Raw genomic sequence first — 22,366 nt, forward strand, 5'->3', positions numbered from 1 at the left:
ACGGTCGAGATCAGGAACCCGACCAACAGCGTCGGGAAATTGATCATCAATCTGTTGATCCTGTTTCAGGTCGGGCTGTTCTGTGCGAATGCCTTTATAGTGTCGGGACAGCGCGTTTCACCAAGCCGTCCCTCATCTTTTGAAACACTGTCCGAAATGCTCCAAAGAGATTACCTTTTTGTAACGGATTACGAAGCGTATTTAGAGCCTGGATACGAGAGGTATCTCGGGTATTTTGAAACAAACCCAATGTTCGCTGGAGAAGAGCCGGAGACGAAAGAGGAATATTACGAAAGTGCCATTGCGAATGCGGGGCGCACAGCAAGTGCGCGTTTGAACCGTGTTCTAGCATCTTTGGGCTTCGGCCCCTTCTTCGTCTTCCTGATCCTCTTCCTCCCGCTCCGCATCCTCATGCCGGACTCGCATGGCATCCGCCTCGATGCGCGCAGGCGGGTGGCCTATGTGCGCGACTGGTACGGCAATTCGATCAAGCGGTTTTTCGGCATGGCCGATCTGCGTCCGCGCAAGAAACGCGAAGAGGTCGATGTGCTTGAACGGCTCCATTTCACCACGCGTCTCCACGCCGAATACGCCGTCACGCCACGGCTTTTGAAGGTGAACAAGATTTATAAGCTGTTCTATCCGTTCAAAAAACCGGCGATGGTCTATCTCTCGGCGGAAGGTCATGACTACGGCTACACCCAGCGCTTTCCTCTGGGCAGCTACCCGATGCGCAAGAACCAGCCCGCGGAAATTCAGCAGTTCATCGAAGACTTTTTTGCCCATCCGGAGCCGGGCGAATGGACCAAAAACCTGCGCTATCGCCATCCGTTGCCGGGCGACCCGATTGTCTGGCTGGCCCGCGCGAACCTCTGGAAATTCGGCGGCTACAACAAGGCGAATGCCGAGGACAAAGTGGATGCATGCCTGCGGGAAATTGACGGGGCGTGAGGCCCCTTCTTGTGACGTTCTGCGGGGGAGAACCCCTCGCTCTGCCTGCAGTTACAAGAGGGGAGCAGTGGACGACTTATACTTCGTGGGTCTTTCCCAGAATATCGTCATGTGAGTGTGTCTCAACGGCAAGCTCAGGCCGTTTTCGCGGTTTGCGAACCTGCCACAATTGTGCCGCCCCCGGATGTCTTTGCTCCGATCACAGCCACAGGTTTTCCATCGCATGTCGATCCGGAAGAGCCTGACACGATCACACAGCCACAGGCGCATTTGTCGCCGATCCGCGCAATCGGGCGTCCATCCACAAGGGCTGAGCCCCCGGACACGATGCTGTTGGTGCCATGCCCTTTGATGGGGCAAACATGAGTATCTCCGACGCGGGCAATGGGTTTCATCTCTCGTCTCTCTCTGCTCAGGGGGAGGTTATATTGGATGACCTCAGTCTGAACTCTGCGCCGCTGCGCATTCCTCGCAAAGCGGCAGGCCCTCGTTGGCGGCGAGTTTCAGCGTCTGGACCTGACCGCTGCCAGACCCGCCCATGGACACATTCCCTTTGAGGCGAATGTTCGGAGCTTCAAGCGTGATCCCCGAGCCGTCGATGGTGATTTTACCGCCCGGACCTGTGATCTGGAACTTCTCAAACGCCATCAGCGTGTGCTTGCCGGTGTTGTTGGTGATTGAGGTGCCGACATCGAGCGTATATTTGCCCGCGACTTCGCCGGTGAAATTGCGCCCGGTTTCATAGAGGTGATCGGCATAGATCGACTGTTTGTAGATGTTGCCGACGCGGTGCAGGTGGTCCTTGCCGTAGCTTTCCTGCTGATTCTGGCCGACCGTGTAATACATGTCATTGCCGATGTTCTCACGGTGGTCGTGCCCAACGGAGATCGTCTTGTCATTGCCGATGGATTCGGACTGATCGTTGCCGACGCTTTTGCTGCGGTCATGGCCGATGGAATGGCTTTCGTCATTCTCGATGATGGTGTTGTGGTCCTTTTGCGCATGCATAAAGACCTCTTCGCGACCCCTCTCGTCCTCGAAGCGGAACTCGTTGTAGCCGCTGCCTTGGTGGGTGTCGGATTTGAAAGTCGAGACGGTCTTGTTCGCGGGCAAATCATACGGCACCGCATTCTTGCCGTTATACACGCACCCGGTGACCAGCGGTTTGTCTGGGTCGCCGTCCAAAAACTCGACCACGACTTCCATCCCAATCCGAGGGATCACCATGCCGCCCCAGCCGTTGCCCGCCCAGCTCTGCGACACCCGGCAGCGCATCGAATAGGCGGCGTCCAGGTCCCAGTGGAACTGCACCAGAATGCGCCCGTATTCGTCGCAGTCGATCTCGCCATCGCCCACGACCACCGCGGTCTGAGGCCCTTTCACATCCGCCCGCGCGGTCTTGAGCTCCGGCACCAGAGGCGCGTCGGCGGGCAGCAAAACATAGCGCCCGGTGTAGGCATAGCCGTCGCCCTCTTCGCCGCCGGAGCCGTAATTGTCCGACGTGTAGCTGTGATGCGCCACGAGGCAGAGGTAGTCCTCTCCCGTGCCCGGCAGAGGCTCGCCGCCAAGCGTCACCCGCAGCCCCGCGCCAAGCGCAGGAATATCGCCCTGCGCCTCAAAGCGCCGGTCCTGGCCGGTTTCGCCTTCTGAGCGCAGCCGCGCGACTACATCGCCACGGCCCTGGTCGAGGTAATCCCCCGGCCAGTCAAAGCTTTCGATCTGGCCCTGAGCATAGCTCGAAGAAGATGAAGAATTGGTTTCCATCGCCGCGGTCGGCGTCTTGAAATTGTAATCCGTGAGCCGCACAGCCCCCGTCGTGATCCGCCGCGCCGGCCGCCATTCCCAGAAGTGCTCGATTTCCTCCTGGTGGTGGCCGTCATAGGGCTTGAACGGGCGCGCGCCGATGGTCGCATGGCTCTCGACAATGTCGGTCAGAACCATCAGGTGCGATCCGCTATCCTGTTCAAAATGATAGGAAATCCCGTGCCGCTCCATGAGGCGCGCGGCGAAATCCATGTCGCTCTCGCGGTACTGAACGGTGTATTCGAGCTCTGGATATTCGAGCGTCAGCCGGGTCTCCATCTTGCCCGCCGAAGCATAGGCGCCGAGCAGTTCGGTGAGGATGTCGACCACGGTTTTATTATGGAAAATCCGCTGGTTGCGACGGAGCGACGCGAGCCAGAACCACGGCTTGAGCGTCAACCGATAGCGATGGCCATTCTCGCCCGCACCCATCCAACGCGCTTCGGAAATGATGCCATCGAAAGGCTTGTCCGAGCCGTCATGGGTGCGCAGCGTCACGGTGGCGTGCGTGCCCAAAAGCGCATCAAAATCAATATCATCGGCGGAGGCGAGACAGTCGACGTGGTAGCTAAACACCCCGTTGATCCGCTCCTCGCCTTCAAAGCGCATCAGGACCAAAACGTCCTCGCCAAGTGCGGTGGTCAGGCGACCCATGCGGGAGGTTTGCGAAAAGAAAGACATGTGGGAAACCAGTGAACTATGAATGTGTTAGGGAGAACGTAAACATGTGAGCCTGCAACTCAAGAGGAAAATGGAAAACATGTTCCGATCGGCAAAGATAGGGAGCCGCACAAATTTCTCAGATTGTGACAGCATCCCTTTCTCGGGGCTATGAGCGCTTAGTGAGTTGCGCGTCTTTTGCCTCCGAGGGGGGCATGCTTTAGCACTGAAAGCTGTGAACATGGACGACCGGGAAGATGACCCGGGACAGAGTTTGTTTTGAGGTGGGGCGCTAAACTTTCGTGATCCGGATGAATTATCGTGATTCCACCCGCAGGAGGACCGGAGAATCGTGAATATAAAAAGAGGCCAAGCCATTTCCGCGTCCTGCGAGAACTTGTGTGCAAAATGCAATGGGGAAAGACCCCCTGCAACCTATCCTTGACCTTCTGGATCGGCGCCCGTTAAGTTCGCGGCAATACGGCAATTTTTGCACATGTTTTTGATTTTGAGGAGTGTTCTAGGCCATGTCTCGGTTTAGCAAAGTGGCTTGGAAAGAAGGGCTTTTTATCAAGCCTCAGCATTTCCAACAATCCGATAGATACGTCGAAAAACTGATTGCCAATCGGACCGCTCAGATTACGCCCTTTCCTTGGGGCATTGCCGAGATGTCTTTCGATGAAAGCCAGCTTCGCCAAGGGCGTTTGGAGCTCGAAAAAGTGTCCGGCATCATGCCGGATGGCACGCCGTTCGACGCGCCACACACAAGCCCTCTGCCGCGTGAGGTCCTTGTCAATGAGGGCGCGACGGGGAAAACCATCTGGCTGACTGTGCCGAATATTCCACAGAACGAGCGCGAAGTCGGCATGCTTGAGGACATGAGCACCCGCTATATCCTCGCCGAAGAACAGGGGGTGGCCGATGTCACCGCTGTGTCGCGCACCGAGGATGAGATCGAGGTCGCCGTGCCGCGTCTCGAACTGGTGATCCGCGACAGCCCACGCGAGGGCTATCAGTGCATCCCGCTTGGGCGTATCGTCGATGTGCAGGATGGTGCGGTCGTCACGCTGGATAAAACCGAGCCGCCCGTGGGGCTGATCATCTCGTGCCACCGGGCCTATGCGGGGTTCCTCAAAGCCGTCATGGGCGCGGTCGAGGCCCGGCTCGAAGTGCTGGCGCGCTATGCCGCCGATCCGACCTCTGGCGGGGGGATGCAAGACAAGGACTATCTCATGCTGATGGTTCTGAACCGCGTGCTGCCGCAGCTCAAACACATTCAGGCGATGCCTGCCGTGCATCCGGAACGGTTGTATGAATTGCTCGTGGGATTCGCGGGCGAGCTGTCGACCTTCGAGGATGGCGCACGCAGGGCACGCGAGTACAGCTACCGCCACGACAAACCCAAAGACACGTTCAAACCGCTGGTGGATGACATCCGCCGGTTCCTGTCCCGCGATCTGGGGCGGGCGCTGCGTCTGCCGCTGGAACTGCGGCGCGAGAACAGTTTTGCGGCGCTGGTGGACGATCCGAATCTATTTGCCAATGCGACCTTCATCGTCGAGGTCTCCGCCGCTTTGCCGCTCACCCAGATTCAGGGCCAATTCCCGCAGCTGTGCAAACTCGGCCCCTCGACCCGGATGAAAGAGATCATCGTCAACAACATGCCTGGCATCCCATTGGTTCATATTCCGAACCCGCCGCCGCAGATTCGCGTGGTTGCCAACCATGTTTATTTCCTCGTCGATAAAACCAGCCCGCTGTGGCGTGACTTCTCGGTCGCGCCTGCCATCGGCATGCATTTCGCGGGCGCCTGGCCGGGGCTGGAGCTGGAATTGTGGGCCATCCCTGAGGAGCGCTGAATGAGTGACGATGACGACGACCGCACGGTATTCGGTCAGAAAATTCCGCCGGCCAGCCCCACGCCTCAGCCGTCACAACCGCCTTTCGGACAGCAGCCGCCCGCGCAACCGGGGTGGCCCGCGCCGCCTGCGGCGCAAAACCCGTCTGCGCCGCAAAATAACCCAGTGCCGCCTGCGGGGCATGCTCCGCAACAGCCACCTTACGCGCCGCCACCGGCGCAACCGCCCGTCGGAGGTGCATCCGACAGCACCATGTTCGGGATGAAAGTGCCGCCGCAACAGGCCCATGTGCCGCCCGCGCCGGGGTATCCGCAGCCCGCGCCGCAAGCGTACCCGCCGCAGCAACATGCGCCTCAACCTCCGGCCTCCGGCGCGGATGACACATGGTTTGGCGGGCGCTTGCCGCAGCAACCGGCCCCGCCTCAGACCCCGCCGCCGTCCTCGGGGGAGGGCACGTGGTTTCAGGGCCGCGCGCCGCAACAATCGCCCTCCTATCCGCCACAACCACAGCCCCCGCAGCAGCCAGCGGCACCTTATCCGCCGCAGCAACCCGCCTATGGTCAGCCATCCTACGGTCAACCTACATATGGGCAGGGCGGACCGGGGCAGGGCGGATACGCTCAACCGCCCGCCTATGGCCAGCCCCCCCAGCCGAACTGGCAGGGGCAATATCCGGCCCAGCCGGGCCAATATGGCGGGGCCTATCCTGCGGGCGCTGGTTCAGACGGGCAGTTCCCGATGGTGCCCCCCGCCGCAGAGGCGGCAGCCTTTGCAGGCAACGTGCCGCGCATTTCTTTTCAGGACGCGCTCAAAGGCTCGGGGCTGGATATCGGCACATCGACCAACCCGATTCTTGCGGCGGCCTCGGACCTTTTGGTGCTGTTCGGGCGTCTGCGCACCGGCATGGTCGAGATGCAGGCGATCCCGCTGCGCGATCACGTCATTCGCGAGATCGGCGAATTCGTCCGCAAGGCCCAGGAAAAGAGCGTGCCGCCGGAGGACATCGACGTTGCGCGCTATGCGCTGGCGGCGACCGCCGATGACATCGTGCAGACCATTCCCGGCAGCGATCCGGGCTATTGGCAGCAATATTCCATGGCGGCCGAGTTGCTGAACGACCGTTCCGCCGGCATCGGGTTCTTCGCCCGGCTCGAACATGTGATCGCCTATCCGGCGCAGCGCAAAGATCTTTTGGAGCTGATGCTGACCTGTCTCTATCTCGGGTTCGAGGGCAAATATCGCACCGAACCCAATGGCATGGCGATGCTGGCGCGGTTGCGCAACGAGGTCTACCAACGGCTGCGCTCCGTCGTGGAACGCCCGAAACCCGATCTCTCGATCAACTGGTTGCCGGTGATCTTTTCCGGCAAACGCAATGGTGTCGGGATGCCGCTCTGGGTGGTGGCCGGGATGGGGGCTGGCATGGTGGTGGCGCTGTTTGCGACGCTGTCGTGGATTTTGTCGAATGACACCAATGCGGCACAGGCCGCGATCCTGCGTCTAAACGACCCGAACGCCACCGTCGCCATTGAAGGCCAGAGCTTTGCCGCCTCCGCAACGCCTTATGTGGGAGAGGTGGATACGGCGCAACTCGACCGCATTCGCGGTGCGCTGGCCTCGGAGATCGACAGCGGTGCTCTGAGTGTGGCGGAAAAAGGCGATTACATCATGATCCGTGTCGGCGATGTGCTGCGCTTTGGTTCCGGCTCCGCCGATCTGACCTCGGATTTTACCGCGCTGGCGCAAAGCATTGGTCAGACGTTGGATGGTGAGCCGGGCGAGATTGTGGTCGAGGGCCATTCCGACAGCATCCCGCTGCGCGGCACAGGGCGGTATCGCACCAATGAAGAACTGTCGGAGGCGCGTGCCACCACGGTGCGCGATGTCTTGGCGCAAAGCCTTGGCGATCCGTCGCGCATGAGCGTGGTGGGCGTGGGGCCGAACGATCCGATTGACACGAGCGGCACGCGCGAGGCGCAGGCCAGGAACCGCAGGGTCGAAATTCTCCTGCAACAGGAAAGCAAGATATGAGAGTATTCGGCGTTTCGCCACGGAAGCTCTGGAGCTACAAATGGCTCCGGTTGCCGATCCTGACCCTTGGCGTTGTGATCCTGAGCCTTGCGATCTGGTTCGGGCTGCGGATGACTGGCGTGAGCTGGCTGGTGTCGCCTTGGACCCGTGGCGGGCTGATTGCGCTCATTCTCGGGGCCATCGCTTTGTCGGCTCTGATCAAATATTTGCGTCGTAGAAAAGCGTCGAAAGCTCTGGAGGAAACGCTTGTCACCCCCGGAGATGGCGACATCTTGTCCGAACGGATGCAAGAGGCGCTCGGGCGACTCAAGAAATCCGGCGGTGCGACCTATCTCTACGATCTGCCGTGGTATGTCATCATCGGTCCGCCGGGGGCGGGCAAGACGACGGCGCTTTTGCACTGTGGTCTGGATTTTCCGGGCACTGACAAAGAGGCCGTCGCGGGCTTTGGCGGGACGAAGAATTGCGATTTCTGGTTCGCCGAAGACGCCGTTCTGATCGACACGGCGGGCCGTTACACGACCCAGGACAGCGACGCCACGGCCGACCGCGAAAGCTGGCAATCCTTTCTCTCGGAACTCAAGAAGGCGCGCTCTGACCAGCCGGTCAACGGCGTTTTGCTGGCGTTTTCTTGCGAAGACATCATGACCGCCGATGCGGCCCAGTTGGAGCGTCATGCTTTGACCGTGCGCCAGCGTCTGGCCGAGTTGAACAAGACCCTGCGCATCGACGTGCCGGTCTATGTCATGTTCACCAAGGCCGACATCGTGGCCGGATTTCGGGATTATTTCGGGCCTCTGGGTGAGGATCGCCGTCGCCGTGTCTGGGGCGTGACTTTCCAGACCCGTGATCGCAAGGAAGACACCTATAAAGAGGTCTCGGCCGAGTTCGACAAGCTGATTTCGCGGCTCTCCGACGAGGTCACCGACCGTTTGCACGAAGAACACGATCCGGTCGCGCGCATCTCGATTTTCGGTTTCCCCGGCCAGATGGCGCTGATGCAGCGCAACCTCACCGATTTCCTGCGTCGGGTTTTCCAGAAACCCGAAGAGGTCCATGCCATTCTGCGCGGGTTCTATTTCACCTCCGGCACGCAAGAAGGCACCCCGATCGATCAGGTGCTGGGCGCGATGGCCTCGGGCCACGATCAAAACGCGGGCTTCCAACCCGGTTTCATGTCCGGCAAAGGGCGCAGCTATTTCCTGCACGACCTGCTGAAAAAGGTGATCTTCGCCGAGCGCGACTGGGTCGGCTATGATTTCAAATCCATGCGCCGCCGCCGTATTCTGCGCACCGGCGCAACGGGGCTGATCGCCACGGTCTGTCTCGGCGCGATGGGGCTTTTCGGCTATAGTTTCTGGCAAAACGCCACGCTGGTGCGTCAGGCGAATACCGCGATGAACCTCTACACGGTCGAGGCGCAGGACATTTTTGCCGAGCCGATCATCACAGACCCGGCGACGCGTCCGGTGCTTGGTGCGCTGAACACCGTGCGCAACCTGCCGGGCGGGTTTGGCGACACGACGGAACAGCCTTTTGTCGAACGCATGGGCCTGTCGCGGCGTGACAGCATCCGCAAATCTGCGACCGAGAGCTATTCCTACGCGCTCGAACACATGCTGCGTCCGCGCATGATGTTGCAGCTCGAAAACACCCTGCCACAGCTTTTGGCCACCCAGGATTACGAAGAGGCCTACCGCGCGCTCAAGGTCTACCTGCTGGTCGCCAAGGCGCAGCCCGGCAAGGGCGACGATACCGCGATCCAGTCGTGGTTTGCCGAAGCCTGGGCGCGGGAATATTCCGAACCGGGGCTTGAGGTGGCTTACGGCGCGATCAACGATCACCTCGACGCCATGCTGGCGCTCGATGATCGGGTGACGCCCGCGCTTCAGCCCAACAAGGAGCTGGTGGAAACCGCCCAGCGTCAGATCGCAACCCTGCCTCTGGCGCGACAGGCCTATAGCTCGATCCTCGGGCAGGCGGCGGGTATGACGCCGCTTAATGTTTATGAACAGTTATCCGACACACAGGTCGATCAGGTGCTGCGTACCGTCGATGGCACGGCGCTCTCCGATCTGACCGTGCCGGGGCTCTTTACGTTTTCGGGCTACTGGGGCGTCTTCAAGGAAGAACTCGCTTCCGCCCAGAGCCGTCTCGACGAGGAACGTTGGGTGGTGGGCGAGCCCGGCAAAGCCGATTATCAGACCCAGCTTGTCGGTCTGAACCGAGACATCCACGCGCTCTATCAGGCGGATTTCGTGGACGCGTGGCAAGGCATTCTGAACAAGATCGAATTGGTGCCGATGGCCGATCCGTCGGGGCAATATACCTCGCTCACCATCGCCGCCGCCCCCTATGCCTCGCCGGTTTTGAAACTCGCTGAGATGGTGGATCGCGAAACACGTCTGAGCCGGTTCCTCGATATTGTCGAGAACATGGAAATCTCGCCCGAGGCGCTGGCTTCCGGCGACATGAGCGGCGAGTTGTCGAATGCGGGCTTTAGCGCTGTGGAGCGTCGTTCAGGGTCTTTCGAACGGATTTTCCTCAATGCGCTCAAGAACAAAGCCAAGTTCCAGGAACGCGCCGCGCCCTCCGCGACGGCCCCGACAGAGCGGCGGCAGATCGAGAATATCGAACGCCGGTTCGAGAAATGGCACGCGCTGGTGAAAGGCGATGCGGATCAACGCAAACGCCCGATCGATGCGGTGCTGGCGAGCCTTGAAGAGCTGTTGCAAGATCGCAAATTCGCGGCGAGTGGCGGCGAGACGCTTAACAATATGGGGCTGCAAAGCGCGCTTGGGAAACTGACGCAGGGCGTGCCGTTTTACCCCGATACGATGGTGCGTTTCGTCAATCAGATCGAGCGCGAATTCCTGACCGTGACCACCAATGCCAATATGGAAGAACTGCAGCGCCTTCTGTCCGAAGAGGTCACGACCTTCTGCACGCAGAACGTCTCTGGCGCTTTCCCTTTTGCGGCGAATGGGCGGCATATTTCGACCGCCGCCTTTGGCGAATTCTTCGGCTATGGCGGGCGGATGGAGAAATTCTACGATGCCCATCTGCGTGAGTACACTCAACGCAGCCCCAATGGTGAGATCGTGCCGCGTGACGACAGCGACATCGGGGACCGGCTGGCCCCCGCGACGCTTGCGCAATTTGGTCGTGCCGAGCGCATCCGTCAGGCGTTTTTCGAACCCGGCAACATGAAGCCCTCGGTGAGTTTCACCCTGTCGCAGCGCGCGTCCTCAGAGACCGTCGAAAGCGTTGCCATGTCCTTTGGCGGGCGTCAGGCTCAGCTGTTCCCGAATTCGTCTGGTATCACGATGAGCTGGCCCGACGATGTGACGGAAGTGGTGTTCCAGCTTTTGCCCAAGGCCAAACGTGGCGCCGCCAATGGTCTGCGCTTTGCGGATGGTCGCTGGGCTCTGGCGGAGTTCATCAACGCCGGTGTGGCCCGTCCGTCGGGCAGTCGCGTCGATGTGACCCATAATGTCGGCGGGCGTCCGGTCACTTTCCGGCTCGAATTTGACAGCGTCACTGTACCGTTCCTGATGAAGGAACTGCGCGATTTCTCTTGTCCCACCACTTTGGAATAACCGTTCGTTTTAACCAGTCCTGCTCAAGGTCTCGCTCTCGTGATCCCATTTCTTTACGGCAAACATCCCGCCTTTGGCGATTTTCTCTCCTACGGGGGATCGGGGGGCTTGGTCTCCGGCCTCGATCACTGGCTGGAACCGGTGCTGACCGCATTGCGCGACAGTCTGGGTGACGGCTGGCCGGTGATCTGGCAAAGCGCGCCGGTGCTCAGGTTCTGGATCGGGCCGGATGTTTTGGGCGTGCCGGCCTATGGCCTGTTCCTGCCCTCGCGGGATCGGGTGGGCCGCCAATACCCGCTTTTGGTTGGCGTGACCGACCCGGAGGGCGAGGGCCATGCCGGAGTGCCGCCGACCGATCCGCGCCATGACGAGGCAATCTATGATGCGATATTCGCGCATATCGCCGGGGTGCAGCCGCCCGAGGGCGGGTTTCGCGGCGGTGCGGATTTGCTCGAAGGATTGGAGGTGCCGCAAGCCCCCGCGCTCATGTGGGAAGAGGGGCTCAGCGGGACGGTCTGGGGCCAGCGCAACGATGGCGATCTGGCGCGGCTTTTGAAAGATGCCGCCGGTGTCGAGGCTGAGCGCGCCGAATTTCGCCGCAGCCATTGGTGGCATCCGGAACAGGGGCCGCGCGCCGCCGGGTGGCTGGCCTGTGACGGGTTGCCGGGGGCGGATGCGCTTGGCTGGCTGCTCACAGAGCGGCTGCGACCTTTGCAGGATGAGGCGGGGCCAGAGCATACGCAAGCCGCCAGTGAAGAGGATCGGACATGACGGATCTCGGACGACGTTTTCGCTTCGACAGCGCGCTCAAAAGCGATGTGGGACGGGTGCGCAAGATCAACGAAGACAGTGCGCTCTGTCTTACGGACAGCGGCATCTGGGTCGTGGCCGATGGCATGGGCGGCCATGCCGCGGGGGATTTTGCCAGCCAGACCATCACCGGGATGCTCGAGACCGTGGGCGTGCCGGTGTCGCTTGACGATCTGAAGGTGCGCTTTATGGAACGGCTGTCACTGGCCAATGCGCGCATCATTGCTCATGCCCAGTCGCTGGGTGGTGGCACCGTGGGGGCGACGCTGGCCTCTGTGCTGATCCATGGCGACCGGTTCGCCTGTGTGTGGTCTGGCGACAGCCGGGTCTACCGGTTGCGCGCCGGACAGCTTCTGCAGATCAGTCGCGATCATACCGAGGTGCAGGCGCTTCTGGATGCAGGCTCGATCACCGAAGATCAGGCCGCCAACTGGCCGCGCAAGAACGTCATCACCCGCGCCATCGGGGTCACGGACATTCCGCAATGCGATGTGGTCGAGGATGTGCTTCTCGATCAGGATCTGTTCCTGATCTGCTCGGACGGGCTGACGGAATATTACGAGAATGACGAGATCGCTTCGGTCCTTGCGGCATCGCCGGACACGGATCTCGACAGCCTGTGCGCGCAGTTTGTCTCCACGGCTGTGGAGCGCGGTGGCAAGGACAATATTTCGGTTGTTCTGTTTCGCTGTCATGAAACCCCGCCGGATCGTCAGGAGGCGCTTTGGGCCTTTCCGGAATTCGAGGGCACGTTATGAGCGACGACGACAAGACGATCCCGCCCTCAGAGGAACAGGTGCCGGTTCAGCCGGATGCTGAGCCGGGGCAGACCGGGGAAGAAGACGAACGCACGATTTGGGCCGCTTCCGAGGAGACCGAGGAAGAGGCAACACTCTTCGCGCCGCAAATCAGCCCTTCGGCGGATGTGGCAGACGACAAGACGATCCTGAATCCCTTGCCCTCGCCGGACCTGCCGGGAGCGGCCTCGATCGCGCCCCCCGAAGCAACGGTTCTGGCGGGGACGCCTGCGTCGTCTGGCGAAGAGACATCCGCCGACATAGCCGATACGCCCGACGCGACGGTGCTCGCCGGTGTCGCCGCACCTGTCGTCGCGGGGGCGGCCAGCGGTGCCGCCGGACTTGCGTCCTCCGCGACGCCCCGCCCGGTGATGGTGCTCGAACCCGGCACGGTCATTAACAACATGTACCGGGTCGAAAGCGCCTTGGATCAGGGCGGTATGGGCCGGGTGTTCCGAGGCGAGGAAATCGGCACCGGCGAACCCGTCGCGATCAAGGTGATCCTGCCGGAGATGGCCGAGGATCAGAAGGTCGAGCAGATGTTCAAGCGCGAGGCGCGCACCCTGCGCCAGCTGCATCACCCGGCCATCGTGCGCTATTTCGCCTATGTGCCGCCGGACGAGCGGATGAACCTTCATGCGCTGGTCATGGGGTTCATCGAGGGCACCAAGCTTTCGGATCATCTGCGCGAAAAAGGCGCTTTGAGCACGGAGGACGCCTGTCGCCTGTTCTCGCGGCTCGCCGACGGGTTGCGTCGGGCGCATGAGATTGGCGTCATCCACCGCGATCTCTCGCCGGATAACGTCATGCTTCAGGATGGTGACATCACCCGTGGCGTGCTGATCGACTTCGGTATTTCACGCTCCTCCAAGGTCAAGGATGTCACCATCGGCAATGAGTTCGCGGGCAAGCTGAAATTTGTCTCGCCGGAACAGATCGGCGCCTTTGGCGGAGAGGCTGATGGGCGTTCGGATGTCTATTCTCTGGGGCTTTTGCTGATCGCCGCGCTTACGGGCAAGGCACCGCAGATGGGCGATACCATCGTTGACGCCGTGCAAAAACGCCAAAGCATTCCCGATCTCTCCGGCATTCCGGGACCGTTTCAAACCTTGCTCTACGCCATGCTGCAACCCAATCCGGCGCAGCGGATGCCAGATATGCAATCCGTAATTGCGGGGCTCGACATGATTTCTGGTGGCCAGACCGGGGCGGCGAACACATTGACGGGCACGCTGACAGGGATGGGCGGGAGCATGGCGGGCCTGGGGACGGGTATGGGGACCGCGATGGGCGGATTTGTTCCTGCGCCGACCACCCATGCGGTTCCGGGGCTGCAATCCGGACCAACGGCGAGCCATCTGGGCCTGCAAAGCGTCACGGCCAGCGGGTTCGATGGCACCTCCGAACTCGAAGACCCGCCGGAGCCGAAAAGTCGTAGCGGTCTGGTCCTGACCCTGAGTTTCGCGCTTCTTGCCGCGGCTGTTGGGGGCGGGGCCTATTATTGGTGGCGCAGTCATCCGATCGAGGCCGGGATAGAGCTTGATCGGAGCGGGATGAGACGTGATGAGACCACGGTCGCGGGCCATTTGGCGGTGCAGGCCGGGGACGCCTGCGCCTATGCCTCGCAATACGCACAATCGGGACCGATTGCTGCGCTCAGTGACAGCGGCACGGCCTTTGCCGGGCTGGCTGAAAACTGGCCTTTCGGGCCTCTGCCTGAGATCAGAGAGACTGTGATCGCGACACCGCAATGCGCCGCGCTCAGCCTGGCCCAGCCCTTTCTCGGGACAGGGCGCGCGCCGATTGCCATTGGCTTCGACGCGCAACGCGTCTCGCGCCAGACAGGGGTCGAAGGCACGATCCGGGGCACGGAGGATCGCCAGATCTGGCTCTCTATCGTTGCGCCGAACGGGCGGGTGTTTTCGCTCTCGCGCCAGCTCGACGCGCAGATTGGCAACACGCGCCGCTTTTCCTTCCGCCTGCCGTCGGCTCAACCCGGCGTCTATGTCATCGTCGCGACGGCCTCCGAGTCCGCTTCGGTTCGTGCGGGCGCGATGAAGGACGGCACGGAGGCCAGTGTGATCCTGCCGTTGATCGGTCGGGAAATGGCGGAGGACGCGGCAGGCTATGTCGCTGTGGGGGCGCTGACGATCACGCCGTGATTTCACGAAAGCGTTTCGACTTTAACTTGATGTATGACTTAAAGTCGAAACGCTTTAACGCAGATCGAAACTGACGAGGGCAAAGCGACTTTGTTCTAAGCGGTCGCGATCGAGCGCGGAAAAGACGTCTTCGGCGCTGCGCCCGTCCATTTCGGTCAGGCCGAAGGGCCCGTCTTCGCTGCCCAGCACCATCAGGATTTGCCGGGTCTCGCGTCCAGAGCCAACCCGCGCCACCGGTGCGGAAATCACCGGAATGCCATTTGCAATCGTGGTGAAGCGGGACAGGTCCTGCACCACGCCATTGTCGTCGATCATGAGCACCGCAATATCGAGCCCGCCCGCACCGGAGACCTGTGCTTCGATGGTGTCGCCGCTTTGCAGGTTGGTTGAGGCAAGGCTCAAACCGATGCGTGCGGCGGGATAGGAGGCGGTCAGGGCCACCGCGTCGAGGGCGGCGCATTGCCGGGGGTCGATCTCTTCGCGCACCCGCGTCACGGTCTCGAAACCCTCCAGTATCGTTGCGCTATAGGTGTCGAGTGCGTTGCGATCCGCCCCGATCAACGACAGACCGACCTGCCCATCCGCGCCGCGACGGGGCAGGGCCAGCGTGCAGCGCGGCGTTTCGTTGGCGCGGATGCGGGTCAGGAGTTGACCGATGGTCAGATCGGCGGCGCTGGCATTGGCGAGGGGCGCACCGAGGCCTGTGGGGCCGGTTTGCGGCGTGGTCGGATCGGCCTCTTCTTCGGTCTCAGGCACACTGGGCGGCTCAAGGGCAGCCAGATCCAATGGGCTGTCGGGCAGCGGCGGCTGGGTGAACAGGCTGTCCGGTGTTTCGAGCGAAATATCCCCTGAGAAAGGCGAGGGCGCATAGCCGCCAGCCTCGGCCAAGGGCGAGACGAAATTGTCCTGTACAAGACTTTGTTCGGCGGGCAGGGCAAGCCCCTCTTGCGGCTCGGAAATCTCGGGCGCCACAGGGAGCGGTCGCGGATCTGGTTCTGCGATGTTTTCCTCGGCAGGCTCTTCGACAGTTTCGTTTTCGCCAGTGTCCTCTTTGACGATGTCCGGCTCAGAAACAGACGTCTCGTCCTCGCCCGTCGGCGCGGGCTCCGCCGCCTCTTCAAGGGCACCGTCCAGATTGGTTTCGGCCTCTTCTTCTGAGGCAATATCGTCGGGAATTTCGGCGATGGGGGCGGTGTCGACGTAGTTTTCGAGATCGAGAATTTCGAGACTGATCACCAGCTCCGGCTCATCTTCTTTCGGGGGAATAATCGCCAGAGAGGCCGTTGACAACAAAAGCAAAGCCGCGCCGTGAAACAGCAGAGAGCCCGTGAAGGGCAGGGCCCATTGACCGGGCTTCATGCGGTCATAGGGCAGGAAACTCACACTCCGTCCTCCGCAGAACGGTGGAGGGTCACGAGGCGAATTTCAACCGCGATGAGCTGTTCGGCGGCGAGCGCATCCAAGAGATCAAACGCGCGCGTCTCGCGGTCGGCCAGCACATGCAGCACCGGGTGGTCGATCAGAAGATCATTCAACGTGCCGGGCGCAACCGGTGCGCCATCCAGCACCATGGTCCCATCGCCTTCAACGATCAAAAGCGGTTTCGGCAGGAGATCGAGCGGCAGGTCTTCGGTCTCGGGCAAGCGGACCTGAAACTCCCCTGCGCCGATCAGCGAGCCGGTGGTGAGAAAGAAAAAGATCAGCAAAAGCACGATGTTGACGATCGCCAGAGAGGAATCCAGCTTGATCTTCAGCTCCGGCGGATGCAGGCGCTGGCCTTTCATGGCGCCTCCCGGATGATCTGAACCCCGGCGATTTCGGCGCCCTCGAGGGCAGAGAGGGCTGTCGCGACATCCTGCACCCGTGCCGTGGCGGTGATCGCCAGAACAAGCTGCCCTTGTGCGTCCTGCTGGCCGAGCGCCTGCGCCAGGTCCGAAAGCTGATCCGTGGCAAATTCCTGACCGTCGACGGCGACATGGCCTTCGAGAAGGCGCCAGACCGTGACCTCAGCCCCGGCCAGTGGCGCATCGGGGGCCGCGTCGGGATCGGCGGTCAGGGCGGTGGTGTCTTCGGGCAGGGCCTCCCCTTCGGTCTCAGACGGTGCGCTTTGCAGGGTGAGAAGCGAATAGGGCGTGAGGCTCGAGGAGAGCATGAAAAAGATCAGAAGCTGAAACATGGCGTCCGCAAGCGGCGTCAGGGCGAACCTGTAACGTCGTTTGCGGACGGGCAGGCTGGAGATCAGGATGCTCATGATGCTCGTCCGAACTCAGGCGGCCTTGGCTTTGGGATCGACGCGGCCGTGGATGGAGGCGGACATCAGCGCTTCCATCATGTTGCGCTCGCGGTCGATCCGGCTTTCGAACCAGGTTGCGACGAAGAAGGCGACGAGAGCAATGGCGAGACCGGCGGCGGTGGTCGACAGCGCGACATAAATCCCTGAGGCGAGCTGTGTCGGGTCCACGGCGCCATTGGTCTGGGACAGAACGCTAAAGGCGTCGATCATGCCGATGACCGTGCCCAAAAGCCCAAGCATGGGCGCCGCTTGCACTACCATATCGAGCGAGCGCATACGTTCGCTCATCCGCGCCAGTTCGATGATCGCGGTCTGGCGCGACAGTTCCTCGGCATAGGTCAGATCGCTTGGGCGGGCCCGCACGCCGGAGAAGGCGGCTTGCAACACGCGCGCCAGAATCGAGTCGCGTTTCGACGCGGCTTGCACGGCGCTGTCCACTTTTCCTGAGAGCCAATCGTCGAGGATTTTCTCGGCCGCCTTGCGTTTGCCGACCCCCATGCGGGCGAATTGCGTGAATTTGTAAATCGCCACACTGACAGTGAAAAAGGACAGGGCCGCGAGGGCGATGTAGATCGTGACAGCGACGATTTGGAAAATGCTGAAACTCATGAGCGACCTCTGAACGCGAGATGGGAGGGAAGGGTGCGATTACGGGCGCAAAAGCTGAAAAAAATACATGAATACATTGTGGTAGAAAACGACGCAGAGTCCCCCGAAACAAAAACACCGCCTGTAGTTGCGGTGCTCAAGGGGGAGGAGTCAATAGGGTCGGCTGGCTTTTTGATCCTGACGTTTGAACGGTCGCAGGGGCGATGTTCAGCGATAGACGCCAATCAGATAATTGGGCACCGCTTCTTCCTCGAATGGACCGATAAATGCGGTTTCGCTGTAGGGGGCGATCACTGGCGACATGGTGGAGAGCCGCGGTTGCGCGGGGGAGGTGAAAGGGGCGGTGCTGTAAAGCACGTCCATGCCGGGCTGCGCCTCTTGCGTCTCACTGATTCTCTGCGTCTCGATCTCTGTTTTCAGCGCGGTCTCTGCCTCGATGGAGGCGGGCGCGGCAACTGTGGGTGTCGTAGCTGTATGCGGCGCTCTATCCAGCGACGCTGAACGCGCATGAGGCACAGGTGGTTCGACAAGGTCCGCGCGATCTACAGGGGCCTGAACAACAGGGGGGACCTGAAAAACAGGGCTTTGTGGCATGTCGGCGGTCATCACGTCAGAATTCAGACGGGCGAGTGACGTGGGCTCGTCGACACAGGATGCGGTTCCCGATCCGCTGATCAAACAGTGGCTGTAAGACAGGCCAAACGCACAGGCGACGGATAGGCTGGTGGCACCAAAGAAGAGCAAAATACGCTGTTTCATGAGATCAGTTTAGCACAATTAATGACAGAAAGCATAAGATGAATCTGATCCTTTCAGATTTTTCCGCGCAACGCCACCATTGTCCTTGCCCGTCTGGCGAATACGAGGCTTTGTTGCACGAAGTTTGCCGTATGTTATAGGCATAGTATTGAAAACGCTTGGTTTGATGAGAAGGTCGCGTGGCGGATATGTCGCATGTGAGAGGCAGGATTGGTTCCTCTGGCCCGGCTGCCCCCTGGTTCTGGGGCGCGATGGCCGCCGTCTGGCTCGTCAGCCCCGCCGAAGCGCGTTTTCAGGTCTGTAACCAGACCTTCGATGTGGTCAATCTTGCCATCGGGCAGTGGGATTATGACGCTTGGGAAACCTCTGGCTGGTGGACCATCGGGCCGAACCAATGCGCGGATGTGATCGAGGACGATCTGACCTCGCGCTTTGTCTATCTTTACGCCCGTGACGTGTTCAACAAGACGATGGTTTCGGGCACGACGGAGATGTGTCTCGATCCGGGCGAGTTTCGCATTCGAGGGCATGAGGATTGTCTGGTGCGCGGCTATCTCAGCGCCCCGTTTTTCGAAGTCGACACACGCCGCTCCGAGCGCTGGACCTTCTACATCCAGACCCGATAACAGTCCGATAACTGCCGGATAATCGCCCGGTCACAAACGCGGTATATTTCGCGCGTTTTCTGGGCTCTGGGCTTGCCGCCCCCGAGGCCTTTCGCCTATCGTGGGGCGGTATTTGAAATGTAATCTATTCCAGGCGTGAAGAGGGACGGCGGTGCAAAAGTCCGAAGAAAACGGAAGTGTCACAGGATGTGCCCGGACTGCGCGCTTGGTCGGGTGGCGTTTTCTGAGCAGCGCCCTTTTGTTGACATTTGGCTCCGGTCTGTACGCCCAGAGTTTCGATGCGCGTCCGATCACCTTCGATCCGGCGCCCGGAGAGGCGCCGTTGGTGGTCGCTTATGAACCTGCTGCAGAGCTGCCCCGGCTGATCCGTTTCACGACTGTGCCAGAGGCGCAAAGGGGCGAGGCCATCGCGCCGCGCGCCGGATTTCCCGCCCCGTCGATCATCCTCGGGCGCGTGGCCTCCGGGACGGAGGAAAGCTATGGGATCGAGCGGTTGATGCCGGAAACCGTGGCGCAATTTGCCTTTCCCTATAATGACGTCGAGAGCCGCAATGCGCTTCGAACCTCCGATCCGGAGATGTTTCGTGCGCTGGTGAGCCAGGGCCATATCGATCCGCCGGTGAACGGGGTTGCCGTGGCGCTGCAAGAGGAATTGCAGCGGATGAATTGTTACCGCTCGTCGATCGATGGCGACTGGGGGGCTGGCTCGCGGCGCGCGGCGACGGAGTATTTTCGCACCAGCGGGGTCAGCGCCAACGGTCTTGGATCGACCGCCACGGTCGAGCTGTTCCGAAGCATCGTGTTGGGCGGCGACACCACCTGTGTCGTGGCGGCGCAGACCAGCACGCGCAGCAACCGTCCCTCCAGCAGCGGCAGCCGGCCTGAGACAGGCGGGTCTTCGGGCTCTTCCGGGAACTCGGGCGGCACGTCAGGCAGCAGCTCCGGTGGCTCCGGGCCGTCGATTTCCGGCGGCGGTGTCGGCATGTTCCGCTAAGGCGTTTGGATGAAAATCGAGGTCGATCCGAATTTCAAAGGCAGTGGACGCCAGGCTGCCCGGCGGCGACGCGGCCGGTTGATGCGCCGGATCGCTGCGGGGCTTGGCGGGGTTGCCCTGCTGGGTGGGATTGCGGTGATTGTCCTGCGGCCCGGTGCCGGGCCTGCGCCAGACGCGGAGGAGCCGGTTCTGGTGCAGATGGGCGAAACCGCTGATGGAGCGGTGCAAATCGTTGCAGCCGGGGCCGAGGCGTTTCTGAACATCCGCGGCGCGCCGATGATCCTGACCCTGCCCGAAGGCAACGCCAATCTTGGCGAGCGCCGTCTGGTGGCCGGGGTGTCGCTTGAACCCGGACGGTTTCCGGCGGGGCGGCAGTTCGATCTGCTTGAGGACGCGTTGTTTGACAGCACCCAGAGGGTGCAGCTTTCCATTCCCTCCTCCAGCGCCGATCTGGCCGCTTTTAACGCCCGCCGCTCCGATGGCATCGCGCTTGGGGGACAACAGGTTTCCGTCGATGTCGGCCTGCCCGAAGAGGTTTCCGCCGGCACCGAGGTGGATGTCGAGGACGGGCGCGGCAGTTGGGGCGAGGTCATCGGCGACAGCGGCACGGTGGAGGCGCAGGAGGTGCGCTATATCGAGACGGTGATCGAAAACACCACGACCTCGGCCTTGAGCACCCCGTCCCCTGAGCGCCAGTCGCTGTTTCGCGAGGCGCTCGAAGATGTGCCGGAGCCGCGCAAGCTCACCGACATCTTGACGGCGCAGAAGCTCACCGAGACGGAGATCGACCGCGTCCTCGCGGCCCTGTCCCGCGAAGCAGAGGCGGCGGGGCTGGCGATTGAGCAGCTTACGGAGTTGCCCGCCCGTAGTCTGGTCGCGATGCGTGTCGATGACACGCGCTACGAGGCGCGGCTGTTGCAAATGTCGATCTACGGGCCGGACGGCTATCTCATGACGCTGGTACAGCCGCGTCCGGGCCGCTTTGTCTCGGGCGCCGATCCGTGGTTTTCCAGAGACCTGCGCTCGCTGGCCAACCGCGCATTGGCGGCGCGCGGCACCGAAGGCCAGCTGCGTCTGAAAGATGCGATTTATTCGCTGACCCTGCGCCATCAGATGCCTTCCGATCTTGTCGGCGAATTGCTTGTGATGCTGGCGCGGGTGCAGGATCTCGATCAGATCGTCGATGAAAAGGACCGCATTCGCATCCTCTACGCCGAGGATGGCGCGGACCTTCCGGCGGGGCGCATCGCCTTTGCCGCGCTCACCGGGCCTGAGCTTGATTTGAAATGCTACGTGACGCGTGGCCCGCGTGAGGATGCCCCCTATGCCTGTTTCGATCCTTCGAAACCGCAAGGCCCGGCCTATGGCGGCGGTGGCGGGCTTTTGCCCGGTTTCATCGTGCCGGTTGCGGGCACCAAGACCTCCGGGTTTGGGCCGCGCTTCCATCCGATCCTGAAAAAAACCGTCAGTCACAACGGGCTGGATTGGGGCGCGCCGGTGGGCACACCGGTCCATGCCGCCGCTGCAGGCACGTTGATCCGGGCGGAATTTTCCGGCGCCTATGGCAATATTGTCAGCCTCAAACATGCGAATGGATATGAGAGCCGCTATGCCCACCTCAACGCCTTCGCCGATGGGGTGAAGGTGGGGGATGAGGTACAGGCGGGCGCTCTGATCGGTTATGTCGGCACCACCGGGCGCTCGACCGGGCCGCATTTGCACTTCGAAATCCGGCTGAACGGAGCGCCCATCGATCCGACCGGAAGCAGCCATGGGTCGCAAGCCGTGGAGGCCTTGGTCAACCGTATCATCCGGGTCGAAAGTGCCGGCAATGCGCGGGCCCAGAACGCGCGCTCCTCGGCCACTGGGCTTGGGCAATTTATCGACGGCACTTGGATCAGGATGATGAACACCTATCGCCCCGATCTGGTGCGCAGCCTCGATCGCACCGCTCTTTTGGAGCTGCGTTTCGATCCGGCGCTGAGCCGGGAAATGGTGACCAATCTGGCGCGGGAGAATGAGGCCTATCTGCGGGCGCGCGGCCATGTCATCACGCCGGGGCGGCTTTATCTGGCGCACTTCCTTGGACCGGCAGGGGCCGATGTGGCACTAAAAGCGGCGGCGCAGAACCCGGATGCCCCCGTGCTTGATGTGATGGGCTCTGCCGTGGTGCGGGCAAATCCGTTCCTGACCGGCTGGAGCGTGTCGCAAATGGCCGCTTGGGCGGACCGTAAAATGAACGTCTCGGGCGTTGGGCTGGTGGTCGCACAGGCCGCGACGCCCTCTGTGCCTCTGACCGCGGAAACCAAGCGCTATGTGTCGGCGGTGGACGGACTTTTGAATCGCTTGTGAGGCCGGATGTGCAAAGTTTCGCTCAACCGGATTTAAGGACTACCGAAAGGTGCGTGGCCTG

17 protein-coding genes are annotated in these 22,366 nt (G+C 61.4%); 10 read left to right on the forward strand and 7 right to left on the reverse strand.

The window, feature by feature from the left end:
• Positions 1-249: 249 nt before the first annotated feature.
• Entirely contained in the window at positions 250-951 is a 702-nt protein-coding gene (locus LC094_RS18055; protein WP_226554193.1) for a hypothetical protein, read from the forward strand.
• Between the two features lie 134 nt (positions 952-1,085).
• Here LC094_RS18055 and LC094_RS21725 read toward each other — a convergent pair whose 3' ends face one another.
• Complete coding sequence (locus tag LC094_RS21725; RefSeq protein WP_226554194.1) at positions 1,086-1,346, reverse strand: PAAR domain-containing protein; 261 nt, start codon at positions 1,344-1,346, stop codon at positions 1,086-1,088.
• 43 nt (positions 1,347-1,389) lie between these two features.
• Complete coding sequence (locus LC094_RS18065) at positions 1,390-3,435, reverse strand: type VI secretion system Vgr family protein (RefSeq protein WP_226554195.1); 2,046 nt, start codon at positions 3,433-3,435, stop codon at positions 1,390-1,392.
• Between the two features lie 506 nt (positions 3,436-3,941).
• On the opposite strand from LC094_RS18065, the gene tssK reads away from it, so the two are divergent.
• Genes tssK through LC094_RS18095 form a run of 6 tightly spaced genes read left to right on the forward strand, consistent with a single transcriptional unit; the run spans position 3,942 to position 14,672 of the window.
• Positions 3,942-5,273, forward strand: a complete 1,332-nt coding sequence (tssK, locus tag LC094_RS18070) for a type VI secretion system baseplate subunit TssK (protein WP_226554196.1) — start codon at positions 3,942-3,944, stop codon at positions 5,271-5,273.
• Complete coding sequence (icmH, locus tag LC094_RS18075) at positions 5,274-7,304, forward strand: type IVB secretion system protein IcmH/DotU (RefSeq protein WP_226554197.1); 2,031 nt, start codon at positions 5,274-5,276, stop codon at positions 7,302-7,304.
• The gene (tssM, locus tag LC094_RS18080) at positions 7,301-10,903 is read left to right on the forward strand and encodes a type VI secretion system membrane subunit TssM (RefSeq protein WP_226554198.1); all 3,603 of its coding nucleotides are present in this window, start codon (positions 7,301-7,303) and stop codon (positions 10,901-10,903) included. The genes icmH and tssM overlap by 4 nt, the downstream gene beginning before the upstream one ends.
• A gap of 39 nt (positions 10,904-10,942) precedes the next feature.
• Complete coding sequence (gene tagF, locus LC094_RS18085) at positions 10,943-11,674, forward strand: type VI secretion system-associated protein TagF (RefSeq protein WP_226554199.1); 732 nt, start codon at positions 10,943-10,945, stop codon at positions 11,672-11,674.
• Positions 11,671-12,471 (forward strand): PP2C family protein-serine/threonine phosphatase, encoded by an 801-nt coding sequence (locus tag LC094_RS18090; protein WP_226554200.1) that lies wholly within the window; start codon positions 11,671-11,673, stop codon positions 12,469-12,471. Before tagF ends, LC094_RS18090 begins: the two co-directional genes overlap by 4 nt.
• Entirely contained in the window at positions 12,468-14,672 is a 2,205-nt protein-coding gene (locus tag LC094_RS18095) for a serine/threonine-protein kinase (protein WP_226554201.1), read from the forward strand. The genes LC094_RS18090 and LC094_RS18095 overlap by 4 nt, the downstream gene beginning before the upstream one ends.
• A gap of 54 nt (positions 14,673-14,726) precedes the next feature.
• Here the strand turns inward: LC094_RS18095 and LC094_RS18100 are convergent, their stop codons facing one another.
• The 5 genes from LC094_RS18100 to LC094_RS18120 form a co-directional block, all read right to left on the reverse strand.
• Positions 14,727-16,055 (reverse strand): ICP22 family protein, encoded by a 1,329-nt coding sequence (locus LC094_RS18100; RefSeq protein ID WP_226554202.1) that lies wholly within the window; start codon positions 16,053-16,055, stop codon positions 14,727-14,729.
• Positions 16,052-16,456: an ExbD/TolR family protein gene (locus LC094_RS18105; RefSeq protein WP_226554203.1), complete on the reverse strand. Its 405-nt coding sequence runs from the start codon at positions 16,454-16,456 to the stop codon at positions 16,052-16,054. The genes LC094_RS18100 and LC094_RS18105 overlap by 4 nt, the downstream gene beginning before the upstream one ends.
• Positions 16,453-16,923, reverse strand: coding sequence for an ExbD/TolR family protein (locus LC094_RS18110; RefSeq protein ID WP_226554204.1), 471 nt, complete (start codon positions 16,921-16,923; stop codon positions 16,453-16,455). The genes LC094_RS18105 and LC094_RS18110 overlap by 4 nt, the downstream gene beginning before the upstream one ends.
• Positions 16,924-16,938: 15 nt before the next feature.
• Positions 16,939-17,574, reverse strand: a complete 636-nt coding sequence (locus tag LC094_RS18115; protein ID WP_226554205.1) for a MotA/TolQ/ExbB proton channel family protein — start codon at positions 17,572-17,574, stop codon at positions 16,939-16,941.
• 207 nt (positions 17,575-17,781) lie between these two features.
• Positions 17,782-18,333, reverse strand: a complete 552-nt coding sequence (locus LC094_RS18120; RefSeq protein WP_226554206.1) for a hypothetical protein — start codon at positions 18,331-18,333, stop codon at positions 17,782-17,784.
• Between the two features lie 188 nt (positions 18,334-18,521).
• Here LC094_RS18120 and LC094_RS18125 point away from each other — a divergent pair, with 188 nt between their 5' ends.
• From LC094_RS18125 to LC094_RS18135, 3 genes are all read left to right on the forward strand, one after another.
• Positions 18,522-18,959 carry a DUF1036 domain-containing protein gene (locus LC094_RS18125; protein ID WP_226554207.1) on the forward strand — a complete coding sequence of 146 codons (438 nt, stop codon included), beginning with the start codon at positions 18,522-18,524 and terminating at the stop codon, positions 18,957-18,959.
• A 238-nt stretch (positions 18,960-19,197) separates the two neighbouring features.
• A complete protein-coding gene (locus tag LC094_RS18130) occupies positions 19,198-19,953 on the forward strand; it encodes a hypothetical protein (protein WP_226554208.1) in 756 nt (251 codons plus the stop codon).
• 9 nt (positions 19,954-19,962) lie between these two features.
• On the forward strand, positions 19,963-22,305 hold the full coding sequence (locus LC094_RS18135) for a peptidoglycan DD-metalloendopeptidase family protein (RefSeq protein WP_226554209.1): 2,343 nt from the start codon (positions 19,963-19,965) through the stop codon (positions 22,303-22,305).
• Positions 22,306-22,366: the final 61 nt, after the last annotated feature.

The organism is Celeribacter naphthalenivorans (assembly GCF_020524585.1).
GTDB classification, from domain to species: domain Bacteria; phylum Pseudomonadota; class Alphaproteobacteria; order Rhodobacterales; family Rhodobacteraceae; genus Celeribacter; species Celeribacter naphthalenivorans.

Coding starts and splice junctions, on each gene's coding strand:
- LC094_RS21725 (WP_226554194.1), bottom strand. CDS start 1,346: ATGAAACCCATTGCCCGCGTCGGAGATACTCATGTTTGCCCCATCAAA.
- LC094_RS18125 (WP_226554207.1), top strand. CDS start 18,522: ATGTCGCATGTGAGAGGCAGGATTGGTTCCTCTGGCCCGGCTGCCCCC.
- LC094_RS18135 (WP_226554209.1), top strand. CDS start 19,963: ATGAAAATCGAGGTCGATCCGAATTTCAAAGGCAGTGGACGCCAGGCT.
- LC094_RS18105 (WP_226554203.1), bottom strand. CDS start 16,456: ATGAAAGGCCAGCGCCTGCATCCGCCGGAGCTGAAGATCAAGCTGGAT.
- icmH (WP_226554197.1), top strand. CDS start 5,274: ATGAGTGACGATGACGACGACCGCACGGTATTCGGTCAGAAAATTCCG.
- LC094_RS18110 (WP_226554204.1), bottom strand. CDS start 16,923: ATGAGCATCCTGATCTCCAGCCTGCCCGTCCGCAAACGACGTTACAGG.
- LC094_RS18090 (WP_226554200.1), top strand. CDS start 11,671: ATGACGGATCTCGGACGACGTTTTCGCTTCGACAGCGCGCTCAAAAGC.
- LC094_RS18065 (WP_226554195.1), bottom strand. CDS start 3,435: ATGTCTTTCTTTTCGCAAACCTCCCGCATGGGTCGCCTGACCACCGCA.
- tssM (WP_226554198.1), top strand. CDS start 7,301: ATGAGAGTATTCGGCGTTTCGCCACGGAAGCTCTGGAGCTACAAATGG.
- LC094_RS18115 (WP_226554205.1), bottom strand. CDS start 17,574: ATGAGTTTCAGCATTTTCCAAATCGTCGCTGTCACGATCTACATCGCC.
- LC094_RS18095 (WP_226554201.1), top strand. CDS start 12,468: ATGAGCGACGACGACAAGACGATCCCGCCCTCAGAGGAACAGGTGCCG.
- tssK (WP_226554196.1), top strand. CDS start 3,942: ATGTCTCGGTTTAGCAAAGTGGCTTGGAAAGAAGGGCTTTTTATCAAG.
- LC094_RS18120 (WP_226554206.1), bottom strand. CDS start 18,333: ATGAAACAGCGTATTTTGCTCTTCTTTGGTGCCACCAGCCTATCCGTC.
- LC094_RS18055 (WP_226554193.1), top strand. CDS start 250: ATGTTCGCTGGAGAAGAGCCGGAGACGAAAGAGGAATATTACGAAAGT.